General features: G+C 49.5%; 13 protein-coding genes. 8 read left to right on the top strand and 5 right to left on the bottom strand.

Translation table 11 applies throughout. The features are described from left to right. Positions 1–10: 10 nt before the first annotated feature. Positions 11–3652, top strand: coding sequence for a bifunctional glycogen debranching protein GlgX/4-alpha-glucanotransferase (locus DESLBE_RS00685; RefSeq protein WP_144674828.1), 3642 nt, complete (start codon positions 11–13; stop codon positions 3650–3652). A gap of 198 nt (positions 3653–3850) precedes the next feature. Next, a complete protein-coding gene (locus DESLBE_RS00690) occupies positions 3851–5443 on the top strand; it encodes a glucose-6-phosphate isomerase (RefSeq protein WP_144674829.1) in 1593 nt (530 codons plus the stop codon). 217 nt (positions 5444–5660) lie between these two features. Here the strand turns inward: DESLBE_RS00690 and DESLBE_RS00695 are convergent, their stop codons facing one another. From DESLBE_RS00695 to DESLBE_RS00715, 5 genes are read right to left on the bottom strand one after another with little or no spacing between them, the layout of a single operon-like run. Next, positions 5661–6677 (bottom strand): ABC transporter ATP-binding protein, encoded by a 1017-nt coding sequence (locus DESLBE_RS00695; RefSeq protein WP_144674830.1) that lies wholly within the window; start codon positions 6675–6677, stop codon positions 5661–5663. Continuing rightward, entirely contained in the window at positions 6677–7465 is a 789-nt protein-coding gene (locus tag DESLBE_RS00700; protein WP_144674831.1) for an ABC transporter permease subunit, read from the bottom strand. Before DESLBE_RS00700 ends, DESLBE_RS00695 begins: the two co-directional genes overlap by 1 nt. Then, positions 7458–8312 (bottom strand): ABC transporter permease subunit, encoded by an 855-nt coding sequence (locus DESLBE_RS00705; RefSeq protein ID WP_144674832.1) that lies wholly within the window; start codon positions 8310–8312, stop codon positions 7458–7460. Before DESLBE_RS00705 ends, DESLBE_RS00700 begins: the two co-directional genes overlap by 8 nt. Beyond that, complete coding sequence (locus tag DESLBE_RS00710) at positions 8302–9132, bottom strand: alkaline phosphatase family protein (RefSeq protein ID WP_144674833.1); 831 nt, start codon at positions 9130–9132, stop codon at positions 8302–8304. Before DESLBE_RS00710 ends, DESLBE_RS00705 begins: the two co-directional genes overlap by 11 nt. After that, positions 9129–10232 carry an ABC transporter substrate-binding protein gene (locus DESLBE_RS00715; RefSeq protein WP_144674834.1) on the bottom strand — a complete coding sequence of 368 codons (1104 nt, stop codon included), beginning with the start codon at positions 10230–10232 and terminating at the stop codon, positions 9129–9131. Before DESLBE_RS00715 ends, DESLBE_RS00710 begins: the two co-directional genes overlap by 4 nt. A 576-nt stretch (positions 10233–10808) precedes the next feature. Here DESLBE_RS00715 and DESLBE_RS00725 point away from each other — a divergent pair. The 6 genes from DESLBE_RS00725 to DESLBE_RS00750 all read left to right on the top strand — a co-directional run bounded on the left by DESLBE_RS00725 (position 10809) and on the right by DESLBE_RS00750 (position 17168). Further along, on the top strand, positions 10809–12320 hold the full coding sequence (locus tag DESLBE_RS00725; protein ID WP_144674835.1) for an L-lactate permease: 1512 nt from the start codon (positions 10809–10811) through the stop codon (positions 12318–12320). Positions 12321–12524: 204 nt separating this feature from the next. After that, positions 12525–12698: a hypothetical protein gene (locus DESLBE_RS26845; RefSeq protein WP_243131203.1), complete on the top strand. Its 174-nt coding sequence runs from the start codon at positions 12525–12527 to the stop codon at positions 12696–12698. A 264-nt stretch (positions 12699–12962) separates the two neighbouring features. After that, positions 12963–13163, top strand: a complete 201-nt coding sequence (locus DESLBE_RS00735) for a hypothetical protein (protein ID WP_144674836.1) — start codon at positions 12963–12965, stop codon at positions 13161–13163. Then, on the top strand, positions 13154–14128 hold the full coding sequence (locus tag DESLBE_RS00740) for a polyprenyl synthetase family protein (protein WP_172625340.1): 975 nt from the start codon (positions 13154–13156) through the stop codon (positions 14126–14128). The genes DESLBE_RS00735 and DESLBE_RS00740 overlap by 10 nt, the downstream gene beginning before the upstream one ends. Beyond that, positions 14115–16484 carry a sensor histidine kinase gene (locus tag DESLBE_RS00745; protein ID WP_144674837.1) on the top strand — a complete coding sequence of 790 codons (2370 nt, stop codon included), beginning with the start codon at positions 14115–14117 and terminating at the stop codon, positions 16482–16484. Before DESLBE_RS00740 ends, DESLBE_RS00745 begins: the two co-directional genes overlap by 14 nt. Positions 16485–16526: 42 nt before the next feature. Then, positions 16527–17168 carry a response regulator transcription factor gene (locus DESLBE_RS00750; protein WP_144674838.1) on the top strand — a complete coding sequence of 214 codons (642 nt, stop codon included), beginning with the start codon at positions 16527–16529 and terminating at the stop codon, positions 17166–17168. The last annotated feature ends 449 nt before the right edge of the window (positions 17169–17617 follow it).

Consider the following 17617-nt stretch of genomic DNA (forward strand, 5'->3'; position numbering starts at 1 on the left):
TTTAGGAGAGATGTCTGTGGTATTGGCTTATCATAATTCTCACGATCCCTTCTTCCGCAGCCCCTTTGGGGCTGTTCCATGGGGCGGCCTGCTGCGTTTAAGGCTGCTTATGCAGCCGGAGGATTCTTCTGGTGGGGGCAGTCCGGTTCAGGAATGCTTTTTGCGCTTATGGGTGCAGGACCGGGAGGAACGGCTGCCCATGCTCAGGGTGGAAGAGCCGATCCTGTGGGAGAAAAATAGGGGAAGAACTGTTACAGGGGAAGAGGCTATTACAGGAGACGGGGTCCTTACGGGAGAAGGAGTCGTTTATGAGGTGGAATATCCTCTTCCCCATGAACCGGGAATCATCTGGTATTACTTTGTTTTCAGGGCAGGGGAGGAAACCTGTTTCTATGGCAATAATCAGGAAGAACTGGGAGGCATAGGTGAGCTCCGTTCCTCCGAGCCTCCCGGTTATCAAATCACCGTTTACCGGCCTATGGCCTTGCCAGGCTGGTACACCCAGGGCATCATGTATCAGATCTATGTGGATCGCTTCTTTAACGGGGATGAACAGGGAAAAGTTCTCAATCCCCGCCCCCGCTCCCTGATCCATGGGGACTGGTATGATACCCCCTTCTATATTAAAAATGAAAAGGGCGAAGTTCTGCGCTGGGATTTTTTCGGCGGCAACCTTGCCGGTGTGATCAAAAAGCTTCCTTATCTTAAGGAATTAGGGGTGAGTATCCTTTATTTGAACCCCATCTTCGATTCCTCCAGCAACCATAAGTATGACACGGGGGATTATCTTACCCTTGACCCTATGTATGGGGATGAGGAAACCTTTGCCCAATTGATCAAAAAAGCCCAGGGCTTAGGGATGGCGATTATTCTGGATGGGGTGTTCAGTCATACCGGTGATGACAGTATTTATTTTAACCGCTACGGGAGATACCCTGGTCTGGGGGCCTATCAATCCCCGGATTCCCCCTATTACTCCTGGTATCAATGGCAGGGAGAAGGGGAGGAAAAGGAGTATTCCTGCTGGTGGGGAGTGGCCACCCTTCCTGAAGTCAAGGAGCTGGAGCCCTCTTATCGTGAATTTATCATTCACTCTCCCCAGGGAGTTCTCCGGTCCTGGATGAAACGGGGCATTAAAGGCTGGCGTCTGGACGTGGCCGATGAGCTTCCCGATGAATTCATTCAGGAGTTCCGGCAAGGAATGAAAGCCATGGACCCTGACGCAGTGCTTATTGGTGAAGTCTGGGAGGACCCCACCCATAAATTCAGCTATGGGAAGCTCAGGCAGTACTTCTGGGGAGAAGAACTGGATGCCACCATGAATTATCCTTGGCGGAAGATCTTGCTCCAGTACTTTCTGGGGGAGATCGATGCCGGTCAGCTCCATAAAAAGATTATGAATCTCTATGAAAACTACCCGCGGGAAAACTTTTTCGGGCAGATGAATTTAATCGGCAGCCATGATCGCGCCCGGATTCTCACCTTGCTTGGTGAAGCTCCGCCGCCGGAGCAGCTCTCGGCCGCGGAACAGGAGCATTATCGTTTGCCTGCCCCTGCCCGGGAACTGGCTGTCCGGCGGTTAAAGCTGCTGACTTTGCTGCAGATGAGCTTCCCCGGTGTTCCCTGCCTGTACTACGGTGATGAAGCGGGCTGTGAGGGATATCCCGATCCCTATAACCGGGGGACCTACCCTTGGGGAAGGGAAGCTCAGGAGATCCTCCATTGGTTTAAGCGGGTGCTCCGTTATCGCCGGGAATATGAGGTGCTGCGGCAAGGTGAATTTTCTTCCTGGTCCGAGGGGAAAGAGATTTATGCCTTGCAAAGGAAAGGCGAAAAAGAAGAGATTATTGTCCTGGTCAATCGCAGTGCTGAGGAGTCCGCGGAAATGACCTTGAAGCTGGAGCAGAACGTGGGGCAGGTTATTGATATCTTGGCGGGGGAAGAGCCCTACTCAAAAGAGGATGGATCGGAATCCCCCCTTAACGAATATAGTGATCACAGTCTTTCGCTTATCCTACCCCCCTTATCCGCCAAAGCCCTTTTCTGTCAGAAGCATGGTCCAAACTACTATTTTAAACAGGAGCTTATGACCCGTGCCTGCGGCATCCTTATGCATATCTCCTCCTTGCCATCCCCTTGGGGCATCGGCGATCTGGGAGAAGAAGCCTATGCTTTTGTGGATTTCCTGGCTGCAGGAGGGCAAAGCCTCTGGCAGGTGCTGCCTTTGAACCCTTTAGGGCTGGGAGATTCCCCTTACCAAAGTGAGTCCGCCTTTGCCGGTAATCCTTTACTCATCAGTCTTGATTTGCTTATTCAGGCCGGGCTGCTGACCGAAGAGGAAGCCCGCAGGGAATGGGCCGATTATGGCCAAGGGGCCAAAAGGGCTGAAGGACCCGAAGGAGTAGAAAGATCTGAAGGAGCCGGGAGTGAGGGCTTTGCCTGGGTGGAATGCTATAAAGAAAAGCTGCTGCGCAAGGCTTATGGGCGTTTCGGGGAAAAGCTGTCCGAGTCATTGCCTGAGCCATTGCCTGAGCCGCTTTGGGGCTTAAGCGATCCGGCCAGAGGCGGCAAACCTGGGACTAAGGATTATTTAGACCCTCAGGGTTATGACCGGTTTATAGAAGAGAATCAGGACTGGCTGCAAGACTACGCTCTCTATAAGTGTTTAAAGCTCAAGTTCTCCGGCAAGGGGTGGCACCAATGGGAAGAAAGCTATCGCTTGCGGAAGCCTGAGGCCCTGGAGGCTGTGACTGAAGATTATGCCGAGGAGATAAACTATATTTTCTTTGTTCAATATACTTTCGCTGATCAGTGGCAAAGGCTGAAGGACTATGCTCAGGAAAAAGGGGTAAAAATAATCGGCGATCTGCCCATTTATGTGGCCTATGACAGCTGCGACACCTGGGCTAACCGGGAGTGCTTTGCTCTGGATGAAAATAATGCTCCCACAGGAACCGCTGGGGTGCCCCCCGACTATTTCAACCCTGAAGGGCAGAACTGGGGAAATCCCTTATACGATTGGGAGGCTCTCCGGGCCGCCGATTATGCCTGGTGGAAGCTGCGTTTCCGGCAAGGGCTGGAGCGCTTTGATGCCTTAAGACTGGATCATTTCCGTGGCTTTGAGGGCTATTGGGAAGTTCCCCCTCAGGCCGGGAGCGCCAAGGAAGGCCGCTGGCTGAAAGGGCCGGGGAAAGAATTTTTCGAAAGCCTGGTCCGTGAATTGGGGCCTCTGCCCGTCATCGCTGAGGATTTAGGGTGCATTACCCCTGAAGTCAATACCCTGAGAGCTATTTTAGGATTTCCGGGGATGAGAGTGACGCAGTTTTCACCCTTGCAGCAAGAAGGGAATTATGTTGATTATTCCGGAACCCATGATAACGATACCCTGTTGGGCTGGTATCGCTCCCAAGGCTATAGCGATAAGGATTCCCTGGCGCAAGTGGAAAGGACTATCGAGGAGCTTTATCAGGGGAATGGTATCTGGGTCATTCTCCCCCTTCAGGACATTCTTAAACTGGATTCCCGGGCGAGGATGAATACTCCCGGCACAATTAAAGGGAATTGGCAGTGGCGTGTAGAAAGAGGAACCTTAACTCAGGAGGTTTGTGCGCGATTAAGGGATTTGGCGGAAAAGTATGGGCGGTTATCCTGAAAGATGGATCTGAAAGACGGTTCTCCAGGATTTTGATTTACATCGGTCGCTCCCTTCCTGTAAATCAAAATCCTTGGGTCGGCTTTCGGGCCTTATTGGAGTAACTTTCCTGAAAAATCTGGTGACATAATTTTCCTGACGAATTTAGTTGCATGATCTTCCTGGCGAAAAAGTTTTGAGAAGAAAGATATAGAGGAGTTGGTTACCATTACTTCCTGGAAACGTTTCAAGGAGTATTTATATTATGATCAAGAGCTGGAATTGCTTTTAGATATAAGCCGGATGAATTTTAGTGCAGAATTTTTGACGGAAATGGCTGAGCCGATGAGAGAGGCCTATCACCAGCTCCAGCTCCTGGAAAAGGGTGCTTTGGCTAACCCGGATGAGGGCCGGATGGTAGGCCATTATTGGCTGCGCAACCCGGACCTTGCTCCCACTGAGGAAATCGCTCAGGATATTAAAGAGACTCTCAAAGAGATCCTTGATTTTGCGGAGCAGATTCATAGTGGCAGGCTTCAGGGAGAAAAGGGCAACCCTTTTCGCAACATCCTCTTAGTGGGAGTTGGCGGCTCCATTCTCGGCCCCCGCTTTGTCGCCGATGCCCTGGCTTCTTCCCGGGATAAGATGAAGGCCTTCTTTATCGATAATGGAGACCCTGATGGAATCGACCGGGTATTAAGCCGGATTGGCGAGGAATTGCCGGCCACCCTTTGCCTTATTATCTCCAAAAGCGGTGGGACGATTGAAACCCGGAATGGCATGCTGGAGGTAAGAAGGGCTTATGAGGAAGCAGGGCTGTCTTTTCCGGATCATGCTGTGGCCATCACCCAACGGGGAAGCCAACTGGATAAGTTCAGCCAAAAAGAAGGGTGGCTGAGAGCTTTTCCCATGTGGGATTGGGTAGGGGGAAGGACATCTCTTCTGTCGGCAGTGGGACTCTTATCCCTGGCTTTGCAGGGAATTGATGTGGCAGGCCTTTTACAAGGGGCCAAAGACTGCGATGGGCGAACACGGCGCCCGGATACCTTAGCTAATCCGGGAGCGCTTTTGGCTTTAATGTGGTATTACAGCACCCAAGGCCAAGGAGGAAAGCAAATGGTAGTGCTTCCCTATAAGGACCGTCTGGAGCTCTTCACTAAATATCTGCAACAGTTGATTATGGAATCTCTGGGCAAGGAGAAGAATCTTCAGGGAGAAACGGTCCATCAGGGGATAACAGTCTATGGCAATAAAGGGTCCTCTGATCAGCATTCCTATCTTCAGCAGCTCCTGGAAGGTCCCGACAATTTCTTCGTGACCTTTATCGAGGTCTTGAAAGATCGGCAAGGCTCCTCCGCTTATATGGAGGACAACAGCACCAGCGGCGAGTATTTGCAGGCCTTCCTTTTAGGAACACGGGAAGCGTTGACCCAAAAAGGGCGTGAATCTCTGACCATCACAGTCAAAGAGGTCAACGCCTACACCATTGGGGTATTGATTGCCCTCTTCGAGCGGGCTGTGAGCATTTATGCCCTGTTAGTGGGTATTAACGCCTATCATCAGCCGGCTGTGGAGATGGGTAAAAAGGCCGCCGGTCAGGCTATACAATTAAAAAACAACATCGTAGAGTGTTTGAAAAAACATCCGGATAAGAGATTCTCTGTCCATGAGATCGCTCTGGCCATCGGGGAAGAGGCGCACCAGGAGATGGTGTTTAAGCTTTTGCTCCATTTAACCACTAACCCTGAGCATGGGGTGAACATAGCAGCAGGGCATCCTCTGCCGGAGAGCAGGTTTTTTGTGAGCTGTTGATGAGGGACCCCCTACTTTAGCGGATGGGAATGAAAAGGGCTGTCCGAAATAGGTACGCGCGTACCTATTTCGGACAGCCTCTTTGAATAGGAAATCAAGGCGATTTTGGGTTGTTATTTACAAATCTATACTTAAGACGATGTCGGAGAAGATATGCAATCGTTGACATCCAGAATTGGCGCTAACGTTCATTGACAAAGGGGATGGGCAGTTTCAGCTATTGGGCAATAGGCAGGCAGTTGCGCTTTTCCACCACGATATACACATTTTGCTCCGGTTCAAACACCTTAAAGCTGCGGAACAGCACATCCGCCTCCAGTTCAACGCCGTTCACCATGACCGTATAGCGCAGGACATTGCCGTGGGGAATATAGTATTTCACGGTGGCCGGCAGGACATAGCGGTCTTCCTGTTCTGCGGGGGGCTCAAGAACAATGTCGATGGTTTCGGGACGGATGGCAACGGCGGTATCCAGGATAGGACTCTGGATCATCTGGGCGAAGCGTTCTTTTTCCACAAGATTGTAGCTGCCGATAAACTCAGCGGCAAAACGTGTTTGAGGACCGGTGTACAGCTCTATGGGGCTGCCGCTCTGTTCAACGCGCCCTGCGTTGAACAGATGGATCACATCGCTCATGATCAGGGCCTCGTCCTGATCGTGGGTCACAAAAATACAGGTAATGTTCAGAGCTTTTTGGATCTCTTTGATGCGCAGCTGCAGGCTTTTGCGCAGCTTGGCATCGATGGCCGAAAGGGGCTCGTCCAGCAACAGCACCTTAGGGCGCAGTACCAGACTGCGGGCCAAAGCAACCCGCTGCTGCTGTCCGCCGGATAAATGACGGGGGTAGGAGTTTTCCTTGCCGTTCAGCTCCACCATGTCGACGGCATCCTCCACCAGAGTCCGAATCTCGGCGGCGGGGCGTTTTTGCAGGGAAAGGCCGAAGGCAATGTTGTCAAACACATTCAGATTGGGAAACAGGCTGTACTGTTGGAAAACCATGCCGATTTTCCTGTTCTTGGGGCTTTTTTGGGTGATATCCTCCCCGTCCAACAGGATGCGCCCGCCGCTGACCCCCTCCAAACCGGCCAAACAGCGCAAAAGCGTGCTTTTGCCGCAGCCGGAAGGCCCCAGCAGGGTGACCATATTTCCTCTGGCTACCGCCAGGGTAATGCCCTGCAGCACCATGGTTTCTCCAAAGCTTTTTTTTATATTCTCAAACTGTATATAAGACATTATTCCGCTCCTTTCCTTTTCCTTAAAAAGACACTGCCGGAAATGAGCAGGGTTACGACAAACAGTACCACAATCAGCGCACTGGAAAGCTGTCCCGAACGGAAGAGAATTTTGTAAAGGTGCATTTGGGCCGTTTCGTAATAGCTGCCGCCGATAACATTGATCACGACAAAGTCTCCGAACAGGATGGACATGCCCAGCATGGCGGCTACCGTAATGCCGCTGAGAATATTGGGCACGACAATTTTTAGGTAGGCCTGGAGCCTGCCTGCTCCCAGAAGCTGGGCCGCCTCGATGAGCTGCAGGGCATTGACGGCATTCAGGCTGTTGCGGATGCCGCGGTAGATGAAGGGCAGCACCAGCACACAATAAGTGCCTGTAATCATTAAAATCCGGTTGGAAAAGGGCAGGGGCAGCCCCGAGTATAAAGACAAAACGCTGATGGCCAGAATTATGCCCTGCAGCGCATAAGGAATGGTGCAGATGATCTCCACATATTTTCCCCATTCGGGATGGTAGATCACAACCACATACATGGCCATCAGCACAGCACCGATGCACAAGAGCACAGGCAAAATACTGATCACAACCGTGCGTAAAAGAGAGAGCAGGAAGCCGGAGTCGGTAAACAGCTCCCCATAGTAGCGCAGGGTGAACCCCTGGGGCACAAGATTTGTCCACTGGGTGAATACTGAGTATAGAAAGGTCAGCAGCAGAGGCAGCAGCAGATACAGGGAAAAAAGCCAAATCACCGGCAGTGAGCTATATCCTTTTTTTTGTTCAGCCATGGTCATTGCCTCCTGCCCGGTTCTTTTTCAGCACATAGTTGTTAACGGCCACGGCCGCCACCATGAGCAGCATCAGCACTACCGCCAGAGCACTGCCGAACTCCTTGCGCTGCACCACATCGCCCACAAACTGCTCCGATATGCGGATAGGCAGTAAGGAAAAATTGCCGCCCAGCAAAGCATAGGCTGTGGCATAGGCCGCAATGGCGTTGCTGAACAAAATACTGAAGGTTCCCAGCAGACTGGGCAGGAGGACGGGAATCCCCACCCGGAACCAGTAGGTGAAGCTGCCGCCTCCCAGCAGGTTTACCGATTCGCGCCATTCCCTGCGCAGCGCCTCAAAAGCGGGGAGCAGCAAAATCGTGGCCATGGGGATTTGAAAATAAATATAGGTGAGCAGCAGGCCGCTGAAAGAATAGACATTGTAGTTGGCCAGCGCCTCTATCCCCCAGCTTTTGCCCAGCAGGACCAAAACCCCCGCATTGCCCAACAGAATAATGTAGGCGAAAGCCAGGGGGATACCGGCAAAATTGCTGGTCATATTCAAAAGGCTCATAAAAAAGCCCTTGACCTTAGGGGAGGAATGATAGGTGGCCTTAGCACCGAAAAAGGCGGCAGTGATGCCGATCAGCGAGCTGGTCAAAGCCAGCAGAACGCTGTTGAGTACAGCGTCCCGATACAGCTTTTTAGCCAAAATAGCGGCATAGTGCTCCAGGGTAAAGCCAATATCCCCTGCCGGGAAAAAACTGCGGATGACGACGACGGCCAGCGGCACCAGTTCAAAGACCAGGACGATCAGGGCAAAGGGCAGCAGAGCTAAAAGATAGGTTCTATTTTTATGCGCCATGAAAAACCACCTCCAGAGCAGTGATGTCCTGCATACCGGCAGCGGGAAGGAGATCCAGCAGGCGACAGAGAAGAGGGGCGACCAGCAGCTGATCCACCGGCCTTTCCTCATAAATGCCCATTGCAGCCTGAGGGCTGAACAGGTAGAGAGGAACCTCACGCTGGGCAGGAGTATTGCCGCCATGGAGACCGTTTTCGTTCATACCGTGATCCGCTGTGATCACCACTTGATAGCCTTGGGCCAGCCATTGGGGCACGGCGGCGGAAAGCAGCAGGTCCGCCTTCATGGCGGCCACTGCCTGCTCGCGGCTGCCTCCCCGGTGCTGATGGCCCTGGAAGTCGATGTTCATGCTGTGCACCAGTAAAAAATCTGGTTCGCACTGAGCTATCAAAAACAGGGCGTCGGCAAAGAGGTGGCTGTCCGGATAGTCGTCTTCAAAATAGTAAATGCCGTTTTGGATCGGAGAGGGGCTGTTCAACACAAAACGGTCCTGCAAGGGCTGAAACGGGGAGGTAATGAAGAGCTCACATATCCAGTGATAGGCCGCCGCCGCGGTAGTGAGCCCGGCTGCCCGGCACAGGGAAAAGAGGTTTTCAGCTTCCAGAGCACGGGATACAAGGTTGTTGACAATGCCGTGACGGTATACGGATAATCCGCTCAGCAGGGTGGCGTACAAGGGGCGGCTCATGCTGGGCAGCTGACTGATCACCTTGTATTTGGCTGCCTGACCGGATTCAGCCATATGTTCCAAAAAGCCGCAGTTCTCTTTGGCCAGGGTGTAGCCGCAGCCATCCAGAATCACAAAGATCATTTTTTTCATTTGGCGTAAGCCAGAACCTGCTCCTGCCACTGCTCGCCCAAGGTCTTAGTGGTGGTGTCCCAGGCATTTTGATCGCTGATCAGGCGGGCGTTGGTATACTGGGCCTCAGCCAGCAGCATGCTCTTTACATCCGCCGGCAGTTCCACATCGCGCACCGGCTTGGCGTAGCCCCGGGCCAGGTTGATCTGTCCGGCGTCGCTCAATATATATTCCCGGGCCAAAGCGGCGGCATAGGGACGGGTGCTGTAACGGTTGATAATGGTGGTATAACCGCTTTGAATGGAGGCTTCGGCGGGGATATTGATCACAAAATTGGCTTGGGGATTGGCTTTCTTAAACTGATCGCGGTAGTTCAGGGAATTGTAATCCCAGAGAAAGGCCACGGCGATTTCGCCCTTTTCCATGCGGGTCAGGTTCTGCTCTCCCAGGTCCAGGCGTCCCTGCTCCGCCAGCTTTCTGAAATAATCCAGACCGGGCTGGATATTGCTCTCACTCCCGCCATAAGCAATGGCGGCTGCCAGCACGGCGTTTTGGGACTGGGTAGCCTTGGCGACATCACCTACGGATACTTTGTAGTCTCCTTTTAGGATATCGTCAAAACTTTGGGGTACGGTTTTCACCAAATCAGCATTGCAGAAAATGCTGATGGTGCCGTAATAGGCGATAATCCAGTGTCCGTCCTCATCCTTCGCCCAATCAGGAATACTGTCCCAGTAGCTGGTTTTGTAAGGCAGGGCAAGGCCCTTATCCACCGCAATGGGGCCGAAGGATTGGCCCACATCGCCGATGTCCTTGGTGGCGTTGTTTTTTTCGCTTTCAAACAGGGCCAGCTCTTCGGCGCTGGACATATCCGTATCGGTATGTTTAATGCCGTATTCCTTGGTAATTCCTTTCCATGTTTCGCCCCAGTTCGCCCAAGTATCGGGCATGCCGACGCTGTTGACTTCCCCGTCCTCTTTGGCTTTGGCAACCAGTTCTTCTAACGGAAGTGAGTTAAGATCCACCTGGTTTTTGCTTTCCCCGGCGGTGCTGCAGCCGGAAAGCAGCAGCACGGCCACCAGGCCGGCCGCCAACAGCTTCACCTTGTGTTTGCGTTTCATGATTTTTCAGTTCCTCCTCGCATCATTTCATTAAACAGGCTTAGAGCATGGGAATATACAAAGCAAATTATAGAGAGGCAATGTAAAACCTGTGAGCACAGCCAGGTAAAATTCTGGTAAATTTCTGTTCTAAACCGGCAGGGAATGAAAAAGGCTGTCCGAAATAGGTACGCGCGTACCTATTTCGGACAGCCTCCTTTGAAATCCGCTAAGATGCTCTGGGGTGGTGATGGGGTTTTGTCGCGATGAGTGTGGGTCTTATAGCCAATATTAAAAGTCTTTTTTAAATCGGCTGGAGTACCTAATTTTAAGCATTCAGATCCTCCATTAAAGCACTGACGCTGTCAAAGGTTTTGCTCATATTGCGATTGTTATTGACATCATCGTAGGGTACTCTTCTCAATCAGCCAATCAAAGGCATTCTGTGCAGCTTCCACAATCCAGAAAGTGCAGCACCGGTGAAATTACCTGAGAAAAATATCTGGAAAATAATTGATTAAATCTGTAATTTATTCTAAGGTAATAGTATAGGGTAAAAGGCTGGTACTGAGAAGCAAGAGAAGGAGGGGTATTAATATGTTTTTTCACAACTATAATCCATTGAATAATGTGGCCTTGTCAACCGTTGTGGCGGTACTTCCCAGCATCATTCTTCTTTATCTGCTTGCTCTTCTTCCTCACAAAAATAAAGAGGGAGATCCTGTACTGGGGATTAGGGCTCCTTATGCAGCTCTCGGCGCAGCCTTAGCGGCTTTTGTGATTGCTGTTTTCATCATAGGAATGCCTGCGGCCCAAGCCGGCAGTGCATTTTTCTACGGTGCGGCCGCCGGTGTTTTCCCGCTGGGATGGGCCTTTTTTGCATTGTTCTTTTTCTATTACACTACACAAGCCGGAGGCGGACTCAAGATCTTCAAGGATTCGCTGATCTCCCTGGCGTCTGACCGTCGTCTGCAGGTTTTGCTTATCGCTTTTTCTTTCGGAGCCTTTATCGATGGTATTTATGGCTTTGGCTTAGCCATAGCAGTTGCCGGAGCGATGCTGGTGACCCTTGGCTTTCGCCCGGTCCAGGCAGCAGTCCTCTGCCTAATTGCCAATATGGCGCCGACTGCTTGGCGCAGCATGACCTCGGGGACAGTCTTTTTGTGGTCAAAGCCGGACTTCTTCGCATTTCTTCATCATCTGTTCCCGATATTTACGCTTTTTGTTCCGTTCTTTCTGCTGGCAGTTTTTGTGTTTATGGAAAAGGGCAGGTTCAGGGATGTCTTCGACCTTTGGCCGGCTGCTCTTGTTGCCGGTTTTTCCCTCGCTCTGAGTCAATTCGCGCTGGCCCAAGCCAATATGGGTGTTATTATCGATAGTAGGTTTCCCCGTATCAGTTCCGGCTTGATCAGTTTCGTCCTGACCGTGCTTTTTTTATATATTTGGAAACCGCAAAAAAATCCGCAATATGCAAGTGATTCTGGAGAAATACCTTCTTATTCGGCGACTGAAGTTGTCAGAGCTTGGCTTCCCTGGGGGATCTTGGGCGTTGTTCTTTGTCTGTGGAGTTTACCCGGCGTGAAAGCATTCCTTGACGGTATTTTCAGCATCTCTTTGGCAATTCCCTTTCTCAATGACCGTGTGGTTCATGTTCCGCCAATAGGAGACGGTGTGAGTGCCATGCACGCAGTCTTTTCTCTTAATCTTCTCTCATCAGTAGGTTCAGGAGTCATCCTTGCCACCGTCCTGTCCGGCATCTTTATCTTACGCTTCAACGGCGGGCAATGGGCAGAGTCCCTTCGGCAAACCTGGGTCAGCTTAAAAATGCTCATCCTCTTTTTGGCCATAATGTTCGGTTCCAGTTATTTAGCCATGTACGCAGGCCTTGATGCGATAAAGGGTCTGGCCTACACCCAGACTGGCAGCTACTATCCTTTTTTCGCTTCATTGTTTGGGGCCATCAGTTCTTTAATCTATGGCTGTGTCGCGGCCTCTGCCACTTGCTTTAACGCTGCCCAGGAAAGGGTAGTAGCGGCAGGACAGATTTTTCGCTCCGCTTTCTTTTACATGATGATCTTGGCAGTACTGCAAGGCCTGCTATTTCTCTAAGAAATGAAAAAGGCTGTCCGGAATCAGTACGCGCTACTGATTTCGGACAATCTCGTTTGAATAAAATTACTGAAAAATAAGGGCAAGACCGAAAGAGGGCCGGATAAATGGGAGGCGACGATTCGGGGCTACTTTTTTCATGAACTGGACAGTGACCCTGCCGAAGAAGGTCATTCGGAAAACGGCAAAGCAGTCTGGACAGCAATGAAAAAAGAAGAAAACAAGGGGCTTACCTTCTGGCAGGTTCAAAACAGCCTGGTATTGAAAAATCCGGGCACAATACTTGAATTGGGCTGCGAATGGACCATTGAGTTTGCGGTAAACGACCCGGAAGGAGACATTTACTTCACTTATATGTCCTGCAGCAGGAGCCCCTAAAGACGAGTAAGCGCCGCCTCAGCAGATGCTGTCCGATTTAAGGAGCGATATGCCCTTCTACGCTAATGGCAATAAACATTAGTTCTAACCTAGTATAAATACCTGGAAAATAATTTATAAAACCTGGTATTAATACGGATGCGCATTGTGTGAGAGAAATTATATAATGAAAAATACTACGATCTTTATACTTGTTTAATAAAACTCATTTAACTTATAATGATAATGAGAAAATAATACCATTTTAGGAAAGGAGAGGGGAAAATGAATTTCGATCAATTGGCTAAAGTCGTCCACGAACTGGTGCAAAGACAGAACAATGGGGAGACTGAAGCCCTGAAGTCCGAAGCTTTTCAGGGAATGACTATGAGGGAGCAGGAGATAGTTGTTGATGGCTTTTCCAAGCTTCGCTTATCCGGGGATTCTGTCGCCATAGCGATTGGACCTAATAACCATTGGGCTTAACAGCCGATTCTATAAGTGTGGAGCAGCAGATTGCAGGTGGAATAGAACGGTTCTTGGCGGAATCCGGGTCTGCCGGGCATCTTTCAGGTACAGTCTTGGAATGGTTGCGCGCGGAGAATAAGCCAGGTGGGAAGCAGTATCCATGGGGGAATTTGCTTTTTGCCATTGGGGATGTCTTTGGCGATAGTCAAGAGACCATCGTACAGGTTGTTGTGGCTATGGAGCTCTACGCGCTGGCAGCGGACATATTTGACGATATAGAGGATCAGGATAATGATGAGCTGCCTTGGCGGACAATTCCGGCAGCCCAGGCCATAAATACAGCCAACTTAATTCTGTTCCTGTCCTTCAAAGCATTAGCAGCGATTAACGATCAGGCTCGTTATCGCCAGGCCAATGATATTTTTCAGACGATGGGGATTACGGCCTGCCATGGGCAAAATCAGGAGTTCCTTTATGAAGAGCAGGATAGCATAACCATCGATCAATATTTTGATGCAATCGGCAAAAAATCCGGAGCATTAACCGCAGGTGCCTGCAAATTTGCAGGAGTTTTAGCCGGTTGTGATGCTCGACTGACTCCTGATTTGGAGAAATTCGGTCAAAAACTTGGCATCATCAGTCAGATCAAAAATGATCTCCAGGACTTGTTCCAGGTTGAAGCTAAAAGCGATTTGAAACTTGGTAAGAAAACGTTGCCGCTGGTTTATCTGGCTAATATATTAAAAGAGAATAAAGAGAAAACAGAAGAACTGAATCAACTCTGTTCACCGGCACGGCGAGAACTCCTGGAATTCGGTCCAACGGAAACGGACCGTTTGCGCCGGTTCATTATACAAGAAGGGGCCGCCCACTACTGCTCGGTTATATGTGCATATTTTAAACAGGAAGCGGTGGAAATCCTGGATACCATGAACATAACGGAGGAGCAGAAAAGGAAGTTGAGCACACTTGTGGAAAATTAAACATAAAGATTGGGCATTGCTTCTGGGCAATGCTGTTTTTGTTATACTTTGTCTGGTCTGCCTGATAGATCTGTTTAGCTATCCCTATATTGGCCTTACTCTTGAGAATCAAGGAAAGGATTGGACGGTAATAAATATAGATCCCTATGGTGAGGGGGCGCACTCAGGCATTAGGGAGGGTGATATAATTCTACAATTGGATGGTCTGACCCCAGAGTTGCATCCGTCAGTCCGGAAATGGCACGAAGTCGTAGGTGTCTCAGTACTCATCGTGCAAACTCCCGAAGAAGCTGCCCGGACGGTTCACGTGATGCGGCCTTCGCCTGTCAAAACCATATTCAGTGAGATGATACTGATTATTGTGGGCTTATGCTTTTGGCTGATGGGTCTTAACGCTAGGATAAAACGGCCTAACTTGCAGCCGGCTCGGGCCTTGTTCCGCCTTAATTGGCTGGTTGGACTCTTGTTTGTGCTCACACCGGCTTCCAGCAGGGGTTTATGGTTCGCCAAAGAATTGATGTTTGTCGGACTTGCCTTGGCATCACCTTTGCTGGTGCATTTTATGGCGGTCCTGCTTAAGAGAGAGCAGGAAAAAAACTATAGAAGCATTATGGTCTTGCTTTTGATTCTCCCTATATTGATCCTCTTAACCATTCTGCTCAAATGGTCAGGTCTTGTATATGCGGTCAGTGAATTACGGGCTATGTCCTTGATAAGCGCCTTGTTCGGCTTTACAATCGCCTGTATACTGCTGTTTCGCCTATGGGGACTTCCGGCTACCGAGCCGGATAAGAACCAAATTAATCTGATGCTGGCAGGGTTGCTTGCCTCCTTACTGCCGTTTCTGATCTTTACAGCGGTTCCTATCCTGACAGGCCTGGAACCGGTATTGTATTCTAGGTTTACCGCTTTGTTTATCCCTATTCTTCCATTTACTATGAGCTATGCTGTAATCCATCAATATCTTCCTGATTCGCGAAAATTATTACAGGAGGGATCTATTTATCTGATTGCAGGCATGATAACCAGCCTGATCCTGTACGGTTTTCTGTTAGTAAACGGATGGCTGCCCAGCAACGATATTGACAGCTATCTGGTACTTTTTGCCTTGACCATGGGAACGATTGTTTTATTCTTCTGTTTAAACTTTGTTGGGCATAAACTAGCAGAACGCTTCAATACCCTTAAAGACACCGCGAGTAAGGGAGATTGGGCTGAAGATCAGGAAGCCTTGCATCCGGATGATGAAAAGGGTCTTATGGAAGAATTGTCCCGGTGGCTGAAACTGGAAGGGGCACTGGTCTTTATCAAACATAATGAGAGTGTTTTTCTAATAAAAGCCTGCGGAAGATACGATAGCAATCAGGCGGAGCTACAAGCACTGGAGGAATATTATCTGAAGAGATTAAAGACTGTCCAGACAGGGCAGCTGCTTCCTCGTACTTGCGCGGCTGAATTCTACTTTCCCTTTGTCTCAGGGAGCTTTTTCTGCGGATTGTTTCTGGGTTACCGTCGTTCCCGTGTGACACTAAATGCCCAGGAACTGCCCTTGTTCAGTATTATTGCCTATCAGACCTGTCAAAGGCTCAAAGATCTTGGGGATATAAAGTCTTTACGCGATAGGGTAACGACCGGAGAACAAAGACTGGAAGAGCTTTATCTGAGAAGCCGCCCGGTGGCTCTTATCAAACGATGGCTGTTTAAAAACCTCGAAGAAGAAAAAAGGAAATTAGCCCGTGAACTTCATGATGGTCCGTTGCAAAACAGCTTGTATCTGTATCAAAAGCTGCAAGCACTGAATGATCCATCAGCTGGAACGGTAACGATAAATTCCCATGTCCTCTCAGAAATTAAGGACAGAATAGATGATTTGAGCTATGACTTGCGTGCTATCTGCGGTGATTTACGGCCCTCTGCTTTAAAAGAGCATGGGCTTCGGACAGCCCTGGAAGGCTTTATTCAGGAAACAATGAGGAATGAGCTGATTACCATCACGATGGATATAAAGGGCCTATCCCGGCAGGATAGGTTCGAAGAAGATATTGAGCTGGCGGTCTTCCGGCTGGTGCAGGAAGGAATCCGCAATGTGCTCAAACACTCCGGTTCCGGCAACGCCGAGATTACCATTGTCAGGCGCGACAGGGAAATAAGAGTGGAAATCAAAGATGACGGCAAAGGCTTTGATCCCACGTTAATCCAGGAAAACATGCAGGACGAATTGCAGGCCGACAGCCGCTTTGGGCTTATTGGTATGAAAGAAAGAGTGGAAGGTCTCGGAGGGGAATTTACGATAATCTCCGGCTCCGGTCAGGGGACTGTGGTTCGTGCGGCTTTGCCATACAGGAAAGGTCGATGAGGATCATGAAACGCACGCTGTACGCGAGAGGAGGAAGGAAAGATGGATTCGGTAATCAAGGTCTTGGTTGTGGACGATCATAAATTATTTGCCCAAGGGGTGGTGTCCTTATTGTCTTCGGAACCGGATATAGTTGTCACAGATGTGGCTTCCAGCGCCGAAGAAGGCTTAAGGCTGGTAAGAAGCGCTCTTCCACATACGGTTCTCCTCGATATCAATCTTCCGGATTCCTGCGGGGTGGACATTATCGCAAAGATCAAGCAGATAGATCCCGATATAGGGATCGTGATGCTTACTGGACTCAGCCCTCTGGGGCATATCGACGCGTCATTGGCTCAAGGAGCTTCAGGCTTCCTTTTGAAAGATTGCACCAAAGAAGAGATGATTACAGCCATCCGTAAGGCGGCGAAAGGTGAAGGTTACTTTTCACAAAGCATGGCACCTTATCTGAAAGAGGAGTTAGTTCGCACTCCGCAACAAGACTCCCACGACGATAAAATGGCATCGCTGACTTTGAGGGAGGTGGAGATTTTTAACTTGGTCGTTACCGGTTTGCGCAGTAAAGAGATAGCTGAAAACCTGAGAATTACCAAGCGCACTGTCGATTTTCATATTGGCAATATATTGTTGAAACTAGAGGCGAAATCACGTATGGAAATTGTATTGAACTATAAGAAGGATTAGTATTGGCGTGAAGAAAGGGAGCGAGCCGAGCATGGGTGTACTCAAAGTTTCAGGCTATGGCATTGGAGTGAATAGCTCGAATGCTTTTTTGTTTTTGCAGATAGAGGCTACCTGTTATAATTCTGGGATAAACCAGGTATAAATACCTGGAAAATAATTTGTAAAACCAGGTATTAATACGGATGTGCATTATGTGGAAAAAGACTAGAATAAGAAGTAATAAAAGACATTTGTTTACATTAAAGTGCTTTGTTAAATATTTTAAGTAAGCAAGCGGAGAAATAGTATGGTCAATTCGCGCTATCTTGGCAGATGATAATTGTTATCATATACAAAAATACGAAAGTTGGGTTGGTAAATATAAAATAGTTTGAACATAAGGGGCCTCTTTGCGTGGATTAATTGTATGTTCCTTAGTTTAATACGTCTATCAAGAGTTTTTCTTGATA

Origin of the sequence: Desulfitobacterium sp. LBE, assembly GCF_007830365.1 — a bacterium.
Taxonomy (GTDB): Bacteria; Bacillota; Desulfitobacteriia; order Desulfitobacteriales; family Desulfitobacteriaceae; genus Desulfitobacterium; species Desulfitobacterium hafniense.

Excerpts from the sequence above, each read along its gene's own strand:
- DESLBE_RS00705 (WP_144674832.1), bottom strand. The coding sequence starts at position 8,312 with ATGGCGCATAAAAATAGAACCTATCTTTTAGCTCTGCTGCCCTTTGCC.
- DESLBE_RS00735 (WP_144674836.1), top strand. The coding sequence starts at position 12,963 with ATGAATTTCGATCAATTGGCTAAAGTCGTCCACGAACTGGTGCAAAGA.
- DESLBE_RS00685 (WP_144674828.1), top strand. The coding sequence starts at position 11 with ATGTCTGTGGTATTGGCTTATCATAATTCTCACGATCCCTTCTTCCGC.
- DESLBE_RS00710 (WP_144674833.1), bottom strand. The coding sequence starts at position 9,132 with ATGAAAAAAATGATCTTTGTGATTCTGGATGGCTGCGGCTACACCCTG.
- DESLBE_RS00695 (WP_144674830.1), bottom strand. The coding sequence starts at position 6,677 with ATGTCTTATATACAGTTTGAGAATATAAAAAAAAGCTTTGGAGAAACC.
- DESLBE_RS00700 (WP_144674831.1), bottom strand. The coding sequence starts at position 7,465 with ATGGCTGAACAAAAAAAAGGATATAGCTCACTGCCGGTGATTTGGCTT.
- DESLBE_RS26845 (WP_243131203.1), top strand. The coding sequence starts at position 12,525 with ATGAAAAAAGAAGAAAACAAGGGGCTTACCTTCTGGCAGGTTCAAAAC.
- DESLBE_RS00715 (WP_144674834.1), bottom strand. The coding sequence starts at position 10,232 with ATGAAACGCAAACACAAGGTGAAGCTGTTGGCGGCCGGCCTGGTGGCC.
- DESLBE_RS00725 (WP_144674835.1), top strand. The coding sequence starts at position 10,809 with ATGTTTTTTCACAACTATAATCCATTGAATAATGTGGCCTTGTCAACC.
- DESLBE_RS00750 (WP_144674838.1), top strand. The coding sequence starts at position 16,527 with ATGGATTCGGTAATCAAGGTCTTGGTTGTGGACGATCATAAATTATTT.